This window comes from Streptomyces sp. NPDC048295 (assembly GCF_040652135.1).
Classification (GTDB): domain Bacteria; phylum Actinomycetota; class Actinomycetes; order Streptomycetales; family Streptomycetaceae; genus Streptomyces.
In genome coordinates this window covers 354,331-371,759 of record NZ_JBEZLL010000004.1, presented here as the reverse complement: position 1 = coordinate 371,759, position 17,429 = coordinate 354,331, and the positions used below count along the sequence as shown (strand labels likewise).

At 69.7% G+C, this 17,429-nt stretch carries 10 protein-coding genes, 2 tRNA genes and 1 other RNA gene; 7 read left to right on the top strand and 6 right to left on the bottom strand.

The genetic code is table 11. The annotated features are described in order from the left end of the window. Positions 1–12: 12 nt before the first annotated feature. From AB0D53_RS08275 to AB0D53_RS08265, 3 genes are all read left to right on the top strand, one after another. Entirely contained in the window at positions 13–1,317 is a 1,305-nt protein-coding gene (locus AB0D53_RS08275) for a histidine kinase (protein ID WP_362442025.1), read from the top strand. Next, a complete protein-coding gene (locus tag AB0D53_RS08270) occupies positions 1,314–1,928 on the top strand; it encodes a response regulator transcription factor (RefSeq protein ID WP_362441842.1) in 615 nt (204 codons plus the stop codon). Before AB0D53_RS08275 ends, AB0D53_RS08270 begins: the two co-directional genes overlap by 4 nt. Positions 1,929–1,950: 22 nt before the next feature. Then, positions 1,951–2,023: transfer RNA gene (locus AB0D53_RS08265), tRNA-Gly, on the top strand. Between the two features lie 62 nt (positions 2,024–2,085). Here the strand turns inward: AB0D53_RS08265 and AB0D53_RS08260 are convergent. From AB0D53_RS08260 to ffs, 6 genes are all read right to left on the bottom strand, one after another. Next, entirely contained in the window at positions 2,086–3,000 is a 915-nt protein-coding gene (locus AB0D53_RS08260; RefSeq protein WP_362441839.1) for a phosphoribosylaminoimidazolesuccinocarboxamide synthase, read from the bottom strand. Between the two features lie 182 nt (positions 3,001–3,182). Beyond that, on the bottom strand, positions 3,183–4,643 hold the full coding sequence (locus AB0D53_RS08255; protein WP_362441836.1) for a N,N-dimethylformamidase beta subunit family domain-containing protein: 1,461 nt from the start codon (positions 4,641–4,643) through the stop codon (positions 3,183–3,185). Between the two features lie 251 nt (positions 4,644–4,894). Further along, the gene (locus AB0D53_RS08250; protein WP_362441833.1) at positions 4,895–6,625 is read right to left on the bottom strand and encodes a hypothetical protein; all 1,731 of its coding nucleotides are present in this window, start codon (positions 6,623–6,625) and stop codon (positions 4,895–4,897) included. 499 nt (positions 6,626–7,124) lie between these two features. Continuing rightward, complete coding sequence (purD, locus tag AB0D53_RS08245; protein WP_362441830.1) at positions 7,125–8,375, bottom strand: phosphoribosylamine--glycine ligase; 1,251 nt, start codon at positions 8,373–8,375, stop codon at positions 7,125–7,127. A gap of 115 nt (positions 8,376–8,490) precedes the next feature. Next, positions 8,491–10,731 (bottom strand): DNA polymerase III subunit gamma and tau, encoded by a 2,241-nt coding sequence (locus tag AB0D53_RS08240; RefSeq protein ID WP_362441827.1) that lies wholly within the window; start codon positions 10,729–10,731, stop codon positions 8,491–8,493. A 65-nt stretch (positions 10,732–10,796) separates the two neighbouring features. Then, positions 10,797–10,893: signal recognition particle sRNA small type (ffs, locus tag AB0D53_RS08235), an RNA gene on the bottom strand. 164 nt (positions 10,894–11,057) lie between these two features. On the opposite strand from ffs, the gene AB0D53_RS08230 reads away from it, so the two are divergent. The 4 genes from AB0D53_RS08230 (at position 11,058) to AB0D53_RS08215 (ending at position 17,364) form a co-directional block, all read left to right on the top strand. Further along, positions 11,058–11,145: transfer RNA gene (locus AB0D53_RS08230), tRNA-Ser, on the top strand. A 335-nt stretch (positions 11,146–11,480) separates the two neighbouring features. Further along, positions 11,481–13,031 carry an N-6 DNA methylase gene (locus AB0D53_RS08225; protein ID WP_362441824.1) on the top strand — a complete coding sequence of 517 codons (1,551 nt, stop codon included), beginning with the start codon at positions 11,481–11,483 and terminating at the stop codon, positions 13,029–13,031. After that, positions 13,024–14,283 carry a restriction endonuclease subunit S gene (locus tag AB0D53_RS08220; protein ID WP_362441821.1) on the top strand — a complete coding sequence of 420 codons (1,260 nt, stop codon included), beginning with the start codon at positions 13,024–13,026 and terminating at the stop codon, positions 14,281–14,283. The genes AB0D53_RS08225 and AB0D53_RS08220 overlap by 8 nt, the downstream gene beginning before the upstream one ends. Positions 14,284–14,286: 3 nt before the next feature. After that, entirely contained in the window at positions 14,287–17,364 is a 3,078-nt protein-coding gene (locus AB0D53_RS08215; protein WP_362441818.1) for an HsdR family type I site-specific deoxyribonuclease, read from the top strand. Positions 17,365–17,429: the final 65 nt, after the last annotated feature.

Sequence of the window (17,429 nt, the reverse complement as noted above, 5' to 3'; positions counted from 1 at the left end):
CGTGCCGTGTCGGTGCTCGTGCGGGGCTGGCGCCGCAGCTGGCAGAAGCGCAGCAAGTTGGAGCGGATCGACCTCTACTCGCGGCTGACCCTCTCGGTGATCCCCTGGCTCTTCACCCTGTCGTGGCAGCTGGCCCCCTTCAAGTCGGACATCCGCCATGAGCCGCTCCCGATCGCCCTGGGCGTGGCCCTGCTCCTCGTGAGCCTTGCTCAGTGCCTGCTGAGCAACCGCAACGTGGAGCCGTCGTACGCGCACTACCTGGGCACCGCCGTCTTCCCCCGGCGGCGGCAGCTGCCGCCCCTGGTGCTGCTGCTGGTGAACCTGGGGCTGCTGGTAACGATGGCCGCGGTGGACGGGATCGACAAAGCCGGGCTGCTCCTCATGATCACGAACGCACCGGTGGCGTTCGCGATAACCCAGACCCTGCTGGTGCCGGTCCGCACCTTCCTGATCCAGTCGTTCGCCATCACCGCGCTGAGTGTCTGCGCCTTCGCCGCGGTCGGAGTGCGGGACGGGACACTGGCCGGGGTGGTGCCGACCTCGCTCTTCGGCTGCGTGCTCGTCCTGATCTCCGTACGGCCCAGTGCCTGGAGCCTGGCCGTGATGTGGCAGGCCGAGGAGGCCCGGGATCTTCAGGCCCGGCTCGCGGTCGCCGAGGAACGGCTGCGGTTCGGACGGGACCTGCACGACGTGCTGGGCCGCAATCTCGCCGTGATCGCGCTCAAGAGCGAACTGGCCGTGGAGCTGGCCCAGCGCGGCAGACCGGAGGCGGTGGACCAGATGGTCGAGGTGCAGCGGATAGCCCGCACCTCGCAGCAGGAGGTGCGCGATGTCGTACGGGGATACCGGGAGGCCGATCTGAGTACGGAACTGGCCGGCGCCCGTGGGGTGTTGAGTGCGGCCGGGATCACGTGCGAGGTGACGGGCGACAGCGGCGACCGGCTGCCCGCGCCCGTGCAGTCGGCGCTCGGCTGGGTCGTGCGGGAGGCGGCGACCAATGTGCTGCGGCACGGCGACCCGCGCCACTGCACGATCCGGCTCAGAACCTCGGCGGAGGCGGCCGTGCTGCTGGTGGAGAACGACGGGGCGGCGGCCGCCACGGGAACGGACGGGAATTCCGGGGCGAGCGGCTCCGGGCTGGCCGGACTGCGGGAGCGGCTGCGTGTGGTCGACGGTTCGCTGGACGCGGGCCCGGAGGGGGACGGCCTGTTCCGGCTCACGGCGACGGTCCCGCTCGGCCCGGTGGCGTCCTCGCCCCGCCTTGAGAAGCCACCTGCCGCCCGGGATGCACCCGCCCTTCAGGAGGAACGACGATGACGACGACCGTACGGGTGCTGCTCGCCGACGACGAGCATCTGATCCGGGGCGCGCTGGCCGCGCTGCTGGCCCTGGAGGACGACCTCGTGGTGGTCGCGGAGGCTGCGACCGGCCCGGAGGCGCTGGCGATGGCGCGGGCCCACCGGCCCGATGTGGCGGTTCTCGATCTGGAGATGCCGGGCGCCGACGGTGTGAGTGTCGCCACATCGCTGCGGGCCGAACTGCCCGGCTGCCGGACGATGATCGTGACCAGCCACGGCCTGCCCGGACACCTCAAGCGGGCACTCGCGGCGGGCGTGCGGGCCTTCGTTCCGAAGACCGTCAGCGCCCGGCAGCTGGCCGGGATCATCCGCACCGTGCATGCCGGAAACCGTTACGTGGACCCGGAGTTGGCGGCCGACGCGATCTCCGCCGGGGACTCTCCGCTGACCGCGCGCGAGGCCGAGGTGCTGGAGCTGGCGGCGGACGGGGCACCCGTCGCGGAGATCGCGGAGCGGGCGTCGCTGTCGCAGGGAACGGTGCGGAATTACCTCTCCGCGGCCGCTTCGAAGCTCGGTGCGGAGAATCGCCATGCCGCGGTGCGTCTCGCACGGCAGCGCGGATGGGTATAGTGGTCCTCGCGCTTCGGCGCTTGCGGACGTAGCTCAGTTGGTAGAGCGCAACCTTGCCAAGGTTGAGGTCGCCAGTTCGAACCTGGTCGTCCGCTCGGTTCAGCAAGAAGCCCCCAGCCTTCCGGCCGGGGGCTTCTTCGTGTTCCTGCGGCGGGCCCTACTGCCAGGGCGTGCCGGTGAGGAGTTCGTACGCCTCCAGGTACTTCGCCCGGGTCGCGTCCACGATCTCCTGGGGCAGTGCCGGCGGCGGCTGCTCGCTCCTGCGGTCCCAGCCGGAGGCCGGCGAGGTCAGCCAGTCCCGGACGAACTGCTTGTCGTAGCTGGGCTGGGCCCGGCCGGGCTCCCAGGCCGCCGCGGGCCAGAAGCGCGAGGAGTCCGGCGTCAGCACCTCGTCCGCGATGATCAGCTCCTCGCCGCCGTCGGCCGTGGGCGCGAAGCCGAACTCGAACTTCGTGTCGGCGAGGATGATCCCGCGCTCGCGCGCGATGTCGCGTGCCCTGCTGTAGACGTCCAGCGTGGTGGCGCGCAGCAGGTCGGCGGTCTCCTCCCCGACCTGGCGGGCCACCTCCTCGAAGCTCACGTTCTCGTCGTGGTCACCGACGGCCGCCTTGGTGGCGGGGGTGAAGATCGGCGCCGGGAGCTCGGAGCCGTCGACGAGCCCCTCGGGCAGCGCGAGACCGCAGACCGTGCGGGACTCCTTGTACTCGACGAGACCGGAGCCGGTGAGGTAGCCGCGGGCGACGCACTCGACCGGGACCATCCGCAGCGACTTGCAGATCAGGGTGCGGCCGGCCCAGTCCGCGGGGGCGCCGGCGGGGAGCTCCGTGGACAGGACGTGGTTGGGCACCAGGTCGGCGAGCTGGTCGAACCACCACAGCGAGAGCCGGGTGAGCACGCGGCCCTTGTCCGGGATCTCGGTCGGCAGGACCCAGTCGTACGCGGACATGCGGTCACTGGCGACCATGACGAGGTCGCCCGCCTCGTTCCGGTACAGGTCGCGCACCTTGCCCGTGTGCAGGTGGGTGAGCCCCGGGACCTGCACTGGCTCGGGCTTTTCTACAAATCCGGACACGCTGCCTCCGCGTAGGTTGATCCAGGAGTCGTTCCGATTCTCCCGTATCGAGGTGCGGTGGAGTGGAGCGGGGGCGTCCGTGGCGCCGACTGCCGCGGGCCCAGGAGCGGTTCGGTCGCGGTGGCCGGGGCGGTCGACGGGGCGGTGGCCGGGGCGGTTCGGCACGGCGGCCCGGGTGCGGTTCAGTCGCGCTTGCAGATGCGGTCGAGGAGGTTGGCGGTGGCCCGCTGGATGCGGGTGTCCACATGGCCGGGGCGGTCCAGCGCCGGGGACCAGGCGAAGGTGCCGGAGGCGAAGACGATAGCCCCGGACGGGGCCCGGTACACGGATGTCTCCTGGTGGCGCTTGGCGCCTTCGCTGTCCAGATACGGGGAGTGGGCGAGCAGGATGCGACTCTCGTGCTCGGGGAGCACGGTGCGCGGGAAGTAGCGGTCGGCCTCGCCGGCGACCAGGCCGTCGAGCTCGTCGCCCTCGCCCGCGCCCGTCGCCTCCCAGAGCCAGTGCTCGGCGTTCCGTACGACCAGGGGGTGGGGGTCGGGGACCCGGCCCGCGTACTGGATCCCCAGGAGCTGCTGCTCGGGGCGGTCGATCTCGCGCCAGAGGGCGGGCTTCCCCGGGCCGTGCCGCTTGCGGCAGGTGAGCAGGCGGTCCGGGACGCCGGACGGCGACGGGGCGAGGCTGACCTGCCAGTACATGGTGTTGGCGGAGAGGAAGACCAGCGAGGTGCCGCCGTCGCGGGCGCGTTCGACCGTGCGGCGCATGGGCACCGACCAGTACTCGTCGTGGCCGGGGAAGACCAGGCCCCGGTAGCGGGCCGGATCGACGCGGCCCGCGTGCAGGTCGCGGGTGTCGGCGTACGCGATGTCGTAGCCGTAGCGCTCGGCCCAGCGGATGAAGTCGTAGGCGTGGCCGACGTGGAGGGGCAGACCGGCGCCCGCGTAGGGACGGTCGAAGGAGACGGTGACCGCGGCGTCCTCCTCGCCCAGGAGGCAGCCCTGCTCGTCCCACGCGTGGTACAGGCTGGCGCCGGTGCGGCCGTCCTCCGGATAGAGGTTGTACGCCTGCCAGGTGATGTCCGGCAGGACCAGCAGCAGATCGGCCGGCTGGTCGTCGCGGACCGTGAAGGGGATGTGGGAGCGGTAGCCGTCCATCGTGGTGAGCACGGCGACATACGCGCCGATCGACCAGTAGCTCGGGATCTGCAGCCGCCAGGACTGCCACCAGTGGTGGCAGGAGACCGTGCGGTCGGCGGTGAGCGGCGCGGGCTGCACGATGCCGGAGAGCCGGGGGCTCGTGGTGATCTGGGCGGCGCCGTCGCCCCCGTAGTGACCGATGCGGTAGATGTCCACGGAGAACTGCTGGGGCGGGTCCACGGTGATGTGGAAGTCGATCGCCTCGCCGGGGGCCGCGGCGCCCGTGGAGATGAAGCCCTTGATCTGGCGGTGCACGTCGTCGGCCGTGCGCGTGCCGCCGTCGGTGGAGCGGGCCAGGGCGGGGTCGGCGTACCAGGGAACGACCTGCCCGGTGTCGTCGAAGTAGTTCTCGCTGCCGCGCAGCCAGGGCAGGGGGCCCTGTCCGAAGGGGTCGGAGACGGCGTGCGCGAGGGCACCCGACTCCCATCGCCGAATGTGGTCCGCCCCCATACCGTTTCCCTCCCTCGAGTCCCCCGAGACAACAGTCGATGGTCGGTGGCCGACGGCCGGTCTCCGGTCGGTCTCCGGTGGTCGATCACCCGTGGTCATGCGTCATCAGCGCGCCGGCAGCGGTGCGCCGACTGTCAGCGTCGATCCACAGCACATCACATAACGCATGCAGTCCGTCACCGTTCGTCGCGAATTGACGTGAACGGAACGTACCGTTCCGGGTGTTCGATGTGACGGACGGGACCGGTGGGTCAGACGAGGCGCACGGGCTTGTCGGTGCGTACACCGATCGAGGCGAGCCAGGTGCACAGCGGTTCCGCGTCCCCGTCCTCCACCAGACTGAGGACGGGACTGCCCAGGTCCGCCCGGCGCTCGCCGTCGATGAGCAGCGCGGGGCCGTCGAGCCAGTCGAGGCCGGGCGCCGCGCCGGCCGTGTCCACCGCCGCGCAGCAGACCATCGCCGCGACGTGGTCGGCGAGAAGCTCCGTACCCGTACGGGGCGGCTGGAGCGGGAAGAGCGGGAGCGGGTCGGGGCCCCAGGGATCCTGGACGTCCCCGCCGGTGCCCGCGGCGGCCGGGGCGCTCGCCGGGCCGGACGCGCCACCGGTCCGGTGCTGCTGTGCCGCCTCCTCCTCGCGGGCCACCGCGGCGCTGATCCCGGCGGCGAGCTCCTCGCCGCCCCCGACCCGGCCCGCCAGATGTTCGACGACACGGGCCAGCGTGGGCACCCCCATGGCGGGCTCCGCCGGTGGGGCGGGCGGGGCGGCCATCGAGTCGAGGACGCGGTGCAGACGCGCGGCCTCGGTGCGCCACTTCCGGTCGACGACCTCGTCCGGGTACTGCTGCCAGTCGACCGGCGACCAGTCGGGACCCGGCCGGGCCGGGCCGCCGTGGAACAGCCGGGCCGCCAGCAGCGAAGCCGCCTCGTCGGCCGCGCCCGGCTCCTCCAGGAGGTCGCAGGCGGGGCGCTCGCCGAGCCGGGAGGCGAATCCGTCGGCGAGCCGGTCGCGCCGGGACAGCTCGGTGAGCGCGGACACCACGCCCGCGTCCAGCCGGGACGGCCAGCGGCCCATTCGCCAGGCGGGCAGGGCGACCCTGGTGAGCAGCCGGTCCCAGCCCGCGTAGGCGAGGCCGACCTGCTCCTGGGCGACGATCCGCAGCCCGTAGTCCACACCCTGCGCGCGGACCGACGCGGCGGCGGCGACGCTCCGCTCCATCTCCGCCGCATGGCTGCGACAACTGCGTAGCAGCAGCCGGGCGATCCATCCGACGAAGGCACGGGGCACTCCGCGCACCCCGGCCAGCGGTCCCGGCAGGGGTGCGGCGGCGTCGGCGACCACGCCGTCGAGCCCCCGTACGAAACGACGGGCCGCGGCTATGTCGGGGTGCGCGGACGGGCCCGTGCCCGCGACGACCGGGGCGAGCACCGCCCGTAGCTCCGCGACCCGCATCCACCACAGGAACGGCGATCCGATGACCAGCACCGGGGCCGCCTGGACGCGGCGGCGGGTCCGGGCCGCGGATTGCGCCGCCGGATCCGCGCCGGGGCCTGCCACGGGCTGCGCCGAGGGGTGGGTGCGGTCCTCGAGCCAGCTGTCGCAGTCGGGCGTCAGCGCTATGGCCGAGGGCGCGGGAACCCCCAGCCGGTCGGCGAGGTCCCTGACCAGGCGGTAGAGATCGGGGGCGGCCTTCTCGGGGAGCGGGACGGTCGGGCTGATCGCCGGTCTCGCCCGTACGATCGCGACGGCGACGGCCGCGGCGAGCAGGAGCACGACGACCGCGCAGGCCGACACGGCCCAGCGCGCCGCGTCCCAGCCGCTGCCCACGGCGAGGCCCTGGGCGCCCGCCACGAGCAGCACGACGGCCACCGCCGCCGGCAGGATCGCCACGGCTGTCGCCCTGCTGCGGATGCGCAGCAGAGCATGAGCCCGGGCACGCGCACTCGGCACACCCAGCTCCTCACTTGTACCGGTACCGGACACGGCCGGACGTCACCCCCTCTGCCCCCGCGGCGGTGTTGTTCACTCCCCCACTGTGGCACCCGTCACTGACATCGCAATGCCAGTGGGCCAAGTGCCGGAATGCTTGCGCCGCACCCTAGTTGGGGCCTCGGCGGGCGTCATCCGGATGGCTCAGCCGTCACTCGATGGAATGGCTTTGGGCAAAGGTGCTGACGCGCCGCCGTCCTTGAGGCAGCGGCGCGTCGGGGCAGGTCGGGGCGGATGGGCGAGAGTGAGGACGGGATGCGGATACGGGATAGCGGAGTCGGGAAACGGAGTCGGGCTTCGGAATTCGGAATTCGGACGGTCTCGGCCCACCGCGGCCGGTCCCAGCCCTCCGCGGCCCGTTCGACCACCGCAGCCGGTCTCAGCCCTCCGCAGCCCGTCCGACCACCGCAGCCGGTCTCAGCCCTCCGCAGCCCGTTCGACCACCGAGGCCCGTCCCACCCCTCCGCAGCCCGTCCGACCACCGAGGCCCGTCTCAGCCCTCCGCAGCCTTCCGGGCGATGTCCGTGCGGAGCTGCGAACCGTCGAGCCGGATCCGGGCCGCCGCCGCGTAGGCGCGCTCCCTGGCGCTCGCGAGGTCCTTGCCGGTCGCGGTCACGGACAGCACCCGGCCGCCCGCGCTGACGATCGTGTCGCCCTCCCGCCTGGTGCCCGCGTGCAGGACGTACGCGTGCGGGGCGTCCTGCGCCGCCACCTCGTCGAGCCCCTCGATCGGGTCGCCCGTGCGCGGCGTACCCGGGTAGTTGTGCGAGGCGATGACCACGGTCACCGCGGCCTCCTCGCGCCACTTGAGCGGGGGCAGTTCGTCGAGCGTGCCGTTGGCGGAGCCGAGCAGGACACCGGCCAGCGGGGTCTTCAGACGGGCCAGGACCACCTGGGTCTCGGGGTCACCGAAGCGGGCGTTGAACTCGATCACCCGGACGCCGCGCGAGGTGATCGCGAGGCCCGCGTACAGCAGCCCGGAGAACGGGGTGCCGCGGCGGCGGAGTTCGTCGACGGTCGGCTGGAGCACCGACTCCATGACCTCGTCGACCAGCTTGGGGTCGGCCCACGGGAGCGGGGAGTACGCGCCCATGCCGCCGGTGTTCGGGCCCTCGTCGCCGTCCAGGGCCCGCTTGAAGTCCTGCGCGGGCTGGAGCGGCAGCACGGTGGTGCCGTCCGTGATCGCGAAGAGGCTCACCTCGGGGCCGTCGAGGAACTCCTCGATGACCACGCGGTCGCAGGCCAGGGCGTGGGCCCGGGCCGCCTCGACGTCATCGGTGACGACGACGCCCTTGCCGGCGGCGAGGCCGTCGTCCTTGACGACGTACGGGGCGCCGAAGGCGTCGAGGGCGGCGTCGATCTCGGCCGGCGTGGTGCAGACGTAGCTACGGGCGGTCGGAACGCCGGCCCCGGCCATCACGTCCTTGGCGAACGCCTTGGAACCCTCCAGCTGGGCCGCCTCGCCGGAAGGGCCGAAGCAGGGGATGCCCGCGGCGCGCACGGAGTCGGCGACCCCGGCGACGAGCGGCGCCTCCGGGCCGACGACCACCAGTTCGGCGCCCAGGTCGGTCGCGAGGCGCGCGACGGCGTCGCCGTCGAGGGCGTCGACCGGGTGCAGTTCGGCCACCTCCGCGATACCGGCGTTGCCGGGAGCGCAGTACAGAGCGGTGACATCGGGGTCGAGGGACAGAGAGCGGCACAGGGCGTGTTCGCGGGCGCCGCCGCCGATGACGAGGACCTTCACGGGGTGCAGCCTAGCCGCCGGGGCGCGGCGCCCTTGACGGGACGCCGCTCCGTGGACACTCCGGGAAGCCGCGGCGGACGCCTCGGGCCGCCGGGCGCACCTCCGCGGTCGCCCGCTATTCGTTGGTGAACTCCTCGACGACCGTGGCGCCGAGCTCGCGCACGATCAGCTCGTGCCCGGAGAGCGCCGAGTCGACGAGGTCCGGGTCGTCGGCCTCGGGGGTGTCGTCCTCGGGGGCGACCGCACGCGGCGGCTCGGGCGCGGAGTACGACTGCGGTGCGGAGTAGGACTGCGGTGCGGGCTCCGCGGCGGAGGCGGCGCCCGACGACTGGTGACCCGGCTGTTGCTGGTGGCTCGGCTGCTGTTGCTGCGGAGAAGCGGCCGGCCGGGGTTCGTGGCTCTGCTGGGGCGCGGGGGCCTGGTACTGCTGCGCGGGCGGGGCGGCGGGGCGGCCGCCACCGGTCTGCGGAGGTGTGCTGGCGCCGCCCGAGGGGTCGACGACGGCCTCGATCTTCCACTGCGCGTTGAACCGCTCGGCGAGGGCCTGCCTCAGCACGTCCTCGCTGCCGCTGCTCGCGAAGTTGTCGCGGGCGCCCGCGTTGAGGAAGCCGATCTGCAGGGTGCTGCCGTCGAAGCCGGTGACCTGGGCGTTCTGGCTGAGCAGGATCCAGGTGAACCGGCGGCGGTTCTTCACTGCCTCCAGGATGTCCGGCCACATGTTCCGCACCTGGCCGGCGCCCTGGGCCATGCCCGGACCCGGCTCGGCGGCGGCCGGCCCCGGCCCCGGCCCCGGGGCCGGGGGCGCGGCCTGGGCGGGAGCGGCAGCCGGGGCGGCCTGCGGGACGGGCGACTGGCCCGGGGCGGAAGCGGTCGGCCAGCCGCCGGGACGCCGGCCCGATTCCGGCGCGGCCGCGGTGGGCCAGGCACCGGGACGCTGACCGCCCGCAGGAGCCGGGGCCTCGGCCGGCGGCTGCGGGGCGACGGGGGCCGCGGCCGGTGCCACGGCGGGGGCGGGGGCGGACGGCGGTGCCTGGACCGGCGCCGGCGTCTCGCCCCGTACCGCGGCTCGCGCGACGGCGGGTCCCGCACCGGGCTGCACGACGGGTGCCTGCGGTGCGACGGGCGCGGGTGCGTGGGCCAGGGCCTCGGGACCGGGTACATACCCCATGGCGGGCCCCGGACCGGTGGTCGCGAAGGAGGCGCCCCGCTCCAGCCGGTCGAGCCGGGCCTGCAGCGAACGCTCGTCGTCGAAGGCGGCGGGCAGCAGCACCCGGGCGCAGATCAGCTCGACCTGGAGGCGCGGCGAGGTCGCCCCGCGCATCTCCGTGAGCCCCTCGTTGACCAGGTCGGCGGCGCGGCTCAGCTCGGCGGCACCGAAGACGGATGCCTGGGCCTGCATCCGCTCGACGACATCGGCGGGGGCATCGATCAGCCCCTTCTCCCCGGCATCCGGCACGGCGGCCAGGATCACCAGGTCGCGCAGCCGCTCCAGAAGGTCCGCGACGAAGCGGCGCGGGTCGTTGCCGCCCTCGATCACCCGGTCCACGACCTCGAACGCCGCGGCCCCGTCGCCCGCGGCGAAGGCGTCCACGATCGAGTCGAGCAGCGAGCCGTCCGTATAACCGAGCAGCGAGGTCGCCATGGCGTATGTCACACCGTCGTCGCCCGCGCCGGCCAGCAGCTGGTCCATCACCGACATCGAGTCACGCACGGACCCGGCCCCGGCCCGCACGACGAGCGGCAGGACGCCGTCCTCGACGTGGCTCTTCTCCCTGCCGCAGACCTCGGCGAGGTAGTCGCGCAGCGTCCCCGGCGGCACGAGACGGAACGGGTAATGGTGGGTACGCGACCGGATCGTGCCGATGACCTTCTCGGGCTCGGTGGTCGCGAAGATGAACTTCAGATGCTCCGGCGGCTCCTCGACCACCTTCAGCAGGGCGTTGAACCCCGCCGACGTGACCATGTGCGCCTCATCGATGATGTAGATCTTGTAACGACTCGACGCGGGCCCGAAGAACGCCTTCTCCCGCAGATCACGGGCGTCGTCCACGCCACCGTGCGACGCGGCGTCGATCTCGATGACATCGATCGACCCCGGCCCGTTGCGCGCGAGGTCCCGGCAGGACTGGCACTCCCCGCACGGTGTGGGCGTCGGGCCCTGCTCGCAGTTCAGGCAGCGGGCCAGGATGCGCGCGCTGGTCGTCTTGCCGCAGCCGCGCGGACCACTGAACAGGTACGCGTGATTGACCCGGTTGTTCCGCAGCGCCTGCTGCAGCGGGTCGGTGACATGCTCCTGCCCGATGACCTCGGCGAACGACTCGGGGCGGTAGCGGCGGTAGAGCGCAAGGGACGACACACATACGAGGTTATCCGGGCGGACCGACAACCGGCCCCGGACCGTACGAAGCACCGCCCCGGAAACGCAAGGGCCCCCCACGCACCCGCCAGAGCCGACCTACCCTTGCTGCCTTCCGGCCCTGGGGGAGTTCAGTCAGATAGCGCCACGTGAGGGGCTGACGCCCACCTTAGCCGATCCCCACCCCCGCCGGTCCACTCCCCCACCCACCGGGGACCCCGCGAGGGAGCCCGCGAGAGACCCGCGAGAGGTCCGAAGGGGGTTCGGAGAGGGTCCGAGGGGAACGGGTTCGCGAGCACTCCTCAACGTCTTGTATTGTTTGCCGCGGAGGATTCGCCTAGTGGCCTAGGGCGCACGCTTGGAAAGCGTGTTGGGGGCAACCCCTCACGAGTTCGAATCTCGTATCCTCCGCCATTGCTCTCACCGGGCAATACGTCGAAGGGCCCCGCAGCTTGCTGCGGGGCCCTTCGACGTTGCGTGGTCTCAGTTCTGGTCTCAGTTACGCAGGGCGGACAGTCGTGGACACACACGGACAGGCTTCGTCCGCGCTCTGCCGCATCGGGTCCTGGACGGCCCGCATAGGGCTCCGAGGCAATGTGCACGGCCTCCAGCCCAAGTCGGCTCCCTGACCCGGGCAGCAGCAGAGGTCGACCACGGCCTCACTGTCAGAGGGACAAAATAGGATGCCCCGCGGAGGCTCCACGGCCCTGAGATCGCCACCCGGACACGAGCAAGGACACCCCCAACTGATGGCAGTGACCCAGCAGGAGATCGAGAACCGGTTGTGGGACGCCGCCGACGAGCTGCGCGTGGCGATGCCCGAAGCGCAGTACTCCTCGGTCGTCTTCCCTCTGATGTTCTGGAAGTATCTGTCGGATACCTGGGAGCACACCCACCAGACCTTCCTCAAGGAGAACGAGGACCTCGGCCTCTCAGCCGAGGAAGCCCACGAGGTCGAGTACAGCAACTACCAGACATTCAAGATTCCCTTCATCTTCCCTGGTACCGTCGCCGAGAGCCGCGCCTCTTGGTCATCCATCCTCGCCACCGTCGCCCAGCACGGCCTCGGCCAGCGGGTTCGCGCTTCTCTCCAGGCCATCGAGTCGGCCAACCCTGACAAGTTCTCCCGTCTGTTCGGGTCCATGACCTGGACCTCCGAAGCGGTGCTGCCAGGGGAGGTGCTGGCGTCGGTCATGCGGGCGATGGACCGCACTCCCAAGATGCACGAGGGCAACATGTCCCACGACGTGCTCGGTGGAGCGTACGAATACCTGCTCAAACGGTTCTCGGACGGATCCGGTACCCGTGCTGGCCAGTTCTTCACGCCGCGCGAGGTTGTCGAGCTGATCATCGAACTGCTGGGCCCCAAGAACCACGAGTCGGTGTACGACCCCACCTGCGGGTCAGGCGGCATGCTCATCGCCGCCGCAAACCTTCTGAAGGCCCACGGCGGGCGGGGATACACGCTCAGCCTGAACGGCCAGGAGGCGGTAACGGACACTGCTGGTGTGGCCCGCATGAACCTCTTCATGCACAACCTGACCGAGTTCAAGGTCGAGGTCGGCGACACCCTGAGGGACCCGCGCTTCAAGAAGCCGGACGGGTCCGTCAAGCAATTCGACATGATCGTCGCCAATCCGCCCTACAGCCTGAAGTGGAAGCCCTGGACCAACGACCCGCGCGCCATCGGAGGGGTTGCCCCACAGTCGTCGGCGGACTGGGCATTCGTGCAGCACATGATCGCCAGCATGGATCCGAAGAAGGGCCGCGCCGGCGTCGTCCTGCCGCATGGCGTCCTCTTTCGAGGCGGCCAGGAGGCAGCCATCCGTCGGCGCGTGCTGGACAATGACCTCCTGGAAGCCGTGATCGGGCTGCCTGCGAACCTCTTTTACAGCACAACGATTCCGACCTGCATCCTCGTGTTCCGTGTCCCCGGCACCAAGGCCCTGGAGCGACAGGACGGCGTGCTGTTCATCGACGCCTCGACACGGTTCACCAAAGCCAAGAACCGCAGCGTCCTCACGGATGTAAACATCAACGACGTCGTGACCACCTACCGCTCGGGCTCCGAGGCCGACGGAGGGGCTGGTCTCTCGGCGCGGTTCGTCACCACCACAGAGATCATGGCGAACGGGTACGACCTCAACATCGGCCGCTACATCAAGCAGGCCGCCGCCGAGCAGGAAGACCTCGGCACTCTCATCGACGCTTACAACATCGCCCGAGCCGAGCGTCAGAAGACCGAGCAGCGCATGCTCGCGGTCCTCTCTGCCGCAGGGATCGAGGGCTTCGATGAGTGACTGGCAGCAGATCAGCCTCGGCGACCTGGAGGCTCCTGTGCGCCACAAGGCAGCCGTTCCGCGGCAGGGATCGAGGGCTTCGATGAGTGACGGCTATCCGCTACGTCCGCTCGGGGAGGTGATGCGCCTCGACATCCAGCGCACACCGATGAAACCTGCAACTACCTACCGTCTAGCCGGGGTCCTGAATGCAGGAAAGGGGGTTATTGCCAAAGGCGAACTCGACGGCGGAGATACAGAGTACGCAGCAATGAACGTGCTGCGCGTTGACCAGGTCGTCATGCGAAAACTGACCGCCTGGGAAGGTCCGATCGCTGTAGTACCTGCCGAGTTCGATGGATTCGTCGTCAGCAACGAATTCCCGACGTTCACACTTGGCCCAGAACTGACGCCCGACTGGATGAGACACATCTGCGGCTCACCGCGACTGTGGGTAGAAATGAAGAACCGAGTGAGCGGGACAGTTCAACGGCGTAAGCGTCTCGCCCCAGAGCAACTATTGCAGATCCAACTGCCGATCCCACCCCGTGAAGTACAAGCGCAGATCGTCGAGATGCTCGACGCAGTCGACAGCCAGATCGCAGCACTCGAAGCCGAGTCTGCCGCCCTCATTAGGGTCCGTACGGGCATGGTCGGAAGGTCTTCCGATACCGAGCAGACACTCATTAGTAGCCTAGGAGTTGTGTCCCAGGGGCGAGGGCTTCCGAAGGAGATTCAGGGCAAGCGGACGGGGGACGTTTCTTGGTACAAGATTGCGGACATGACCGGCCCCGGGAACGAGTTCGGTTACACACTGGCTGACACGAGGCTCACGCTCTCAGAGGTAGCTGAGAACGGCGGGGTTGTGGCCGAGGCTGGCGCGGTGACATTTCCGAGGGTAGGGGGAGCAGTTCTCACCGAGAAGAAGCGGATCGTGGATACCCCTGGAGCGCTGGATGAAAACCACCTGATCATCACGCCCGGGGAAAAGACGAACTCGGAATACCTGCTGGCGGTCATGGAGAGCTTCGCGCTCTCGGAGCTGGTTCGTCCAGGCGCCGTGCCTTCGTTGAACATGGGCCTGATTCGTTCGACGCCACTTCCTTGGAGCTGGTCGGAGAATAAGTCCTTCGGGACTGCGCTAGGCGTGCTCCGAGCTGAATCTCGTGCGCTGGCAGCTGAGGCTGGCAACCTTCGTGCCACTCGGGCAGCCCTACTTTCAGGTCTGCTGGACCGCACCATCGACATCAAGTCCGCCAAGTTGGAGGTCTGAGCCGTGGCGAAGGGTGTTCGGGAGCGCGAGTTCCAGAACCTGATGATCCAGTGGTCCCTCCCCATGGGTTGGGGCTACACAGCGGCCAGGTCGCTGTCGCGCGAGACGACACAGACGGTGGTCGCCGGCCAGCTGCGAGACGCCATCGTGCGGCTCAACCCCGGGGTGATCGACGGATTCGACGTGGATGCCGTGGTCGAGGAGATCATCGCCACAGTCAACGCCGTAGGCGGCGGGCTGGTGCGAGCCAACGAGCAGGTCCTGGAACTGCTGCGTGGGCAGAAAGAGTTCCGGGGCGCCGACGGCGTGTGGCACGCCCTGAAGGTCATCGATTTCGAGCACCCGACCGCCAACACCCTGGTCGTGTCGGACGAGGTGACCATAACCATCCCCGGCAAGACCCCCCGCCGGTTCGATCTCGTGTACTGGGCCAATGGCCTGCCACTCGTTGTCGTAGAGGTGAAGTCACCGACCGCTAAGTCAGGGTGGGCCGACGCCGCACGCGAGATCAACGACGTGTACGCCACCGAATATCCGTGGTTCTTCACCCCCAATGTCTTCGCTGTCGCCTCCGACGGGCTGAAGCTGCGGTTCGGTGCCGCTGGTGCGCCCCTGAACCTGTGGCAGCCGTTCCGATCCACGGATGACGACGAGAACCTGTCCGGGCAGGCCGACGTGCAGCGCTCCGTCGAGCTGCTGCTCAACCCGGCCACGGTCCTGGACATGCTCGCCAACTTCGCCCTCTTCGACACCTCTGGAGGCGGGGCGGACAAGAAGTACCTCCCCCGCTACCCGCAGATGGAGGCCGCCCATCTGATCCACAGGCGGGTCCTGGCCGACGGTAAGAAGGGTCTGATCTGGCACCACCAAGGCAGCGGGAAGACCCTGCTGATGGTGTTCGCTGCTTCGCTGCTGCTGGCTGACACCCGCACCGAGTCGCCCACGATCATCTTGCTCTCGGACCGAACCCAGCTCGTGCGGCAAACCTCCGGGGTATTCACCTCCGCCATGGGCGACGCCTACTTCCACCAACCCTCCACCAGCAAGGAGTTGCGTTCCCTGCTGGCTGACGATGTGCGCGGCGTAATCTCCACGACTGTCCACAAGTTCGCCGACGCTGGCAAGAACCTGTCGACCCGCCGCAACATCATCGTGCTGGTCGATGAAGCACACCGCACCCAGTCATCCGAGGAGGAGTCCCTGGCGGGGCAGATGCGCGCAGCGTTGCCGCACGCGAAGTTCTTCGGCATGACCGGCACACCCATCAGGAACCTCGCCACCAACACCTTCGCTCTCTTCGGTGAGGAGACCGACCCGAACAGGGTGCTGCACCGGTATTCGGTGTCCCGGTCTCTCCAGGACGAGGCAACCGTTCCAGTCATGCTGGACCCGCACCCGGTCACCTTCGAGATGAACGATCGGGCCCTACAGGCCGAGTTCGACCAGTTCGCCGACGAATTCGACCTCGACGACCCCGACCGTGAAACCTTGTCCCGCAAGTTCGGGCGCCTCACCTCGGTGTTTGCCAACCCCGAACGCATCCACACGGTCTGCCAGGACATCGTGGACCACTACCTGGCCGGCACCTATCGCAACGGCCTCAAGGCGCAGGTCGTCGCCTACAACCGTGAGCTGGCCGTGGCATACACGGACAAGATCAACGAGCTGCTGGCCGGCTTCGAGGCGTCGCAGGTACTCGCCGAGGTCGGCAAGCACGATCGGATCACCGCAGAGGTGAATATCCACGTCTCGGACGCCAAGACCGAGGAAGCGGCCATGCGGCCCTACCGGCTCTCCGAGGTCGACGAGGAGGACCAGAAGCGGCGATTCCTCACTCCCGATGACCCACTGTGCTTCCTGGTCGTGACAGCCAAGCTGATGACTGGGTTCGATGCCCCCAACGAGGGCGTCCTCTACCTGGACAAGCCAATGAAGGCTCACAACCTGTTCCAGACGATCACCCGCCCGAACCGCACCTGGGTGTCCCCGGCCGGATTCGTGAAGACCACCGGCGTGGTCGTGGACTACATCAGCTTGGCCGAAGAGGTCCAGCGTGCGGTCGTCGACCCCACCTCGGAGGGGTCCGCCGGCAAGGGCGGTGGGTTCGTCACCGACCTGACCGACCTGGTCGCCGAGTTCCGCACCACCTTCGCCCGCATCGAAGACCTCCTCGCAGACGTGGACGGCCTCGACCTCACGGCCCACGGATACGAGTCCGTACGTGTCATCAACGGCTTCCTGGACGCCAACCCTGACGCCGCCGAGGTCTTCAGCAAGAACTACCGGCTTCTGGCCCGCCTGTACCCACTCATCAACACGGACAAGCGGGTCGCCAAGTACCAGGACGGGTTCGGGCTCTTCGGGTCTGCGTACACGACCCTGTTCAAGAAGTCTTCCGACGAGGAAAGGCAGGAGCGACTGGGCGAGCTGGGGCCAATGGTCCTGGAGATAATCAACGCCCACGTCCACTCCTTCTCGGTGGCCGCCTCTCAGGAAGAAGCCCTTGTCCTGGATGCCCAGGGCATCACGATCCTCAAGGAGCTGCTGGCCCTCGTCCGTCCCAAACCCGGCAAGGACGACAGCGAGGACAAGAGGCCGCCGTCTGCGGCGGAGATCCTGGACCACATCAAGGCCGCCCTCGAGAAAGGCGTCGAACCGGGGTCCGCGAAGTACACCGCCCTGGCAGAGCGGATCAGGCAGCTGCGGGACCGGATCATCCAGAACGCCCAGGATGCCCTGGAGTTCCTGGCCGAAGCACTCCGGGTCGCCAGTGCCATCGTGAACGTCGAGAAGCACCCCGACGAAGCCGTCGTACTGGACGACGACCACGTGGGTGTCCTGTCGCGGATCATCCACGACCACGCGCCGCCCGGCCTCACCGTCACGGAGCAGAACCTGGCCGAGGAGATCGACCAGGTAGTCAAGCGCACTCTCGCGCAGTCATGGGACAACGCTGAGGCCCGCAACCGCGGCGTCCGCCGTGCCACCGCCGCAGTCTTCCGCCGATACATGTTGAAGCCGGTGGGAGAGCCCTACGGCTCCACCGTCGCCTACGTCGAAGCCCACTATCTCGTCGACTGATGTACGCACTGAGGCCCGGCAACCTGTGGGCGGTTGCCGGGCCTCACTCGCGCGTGGGCCCGATG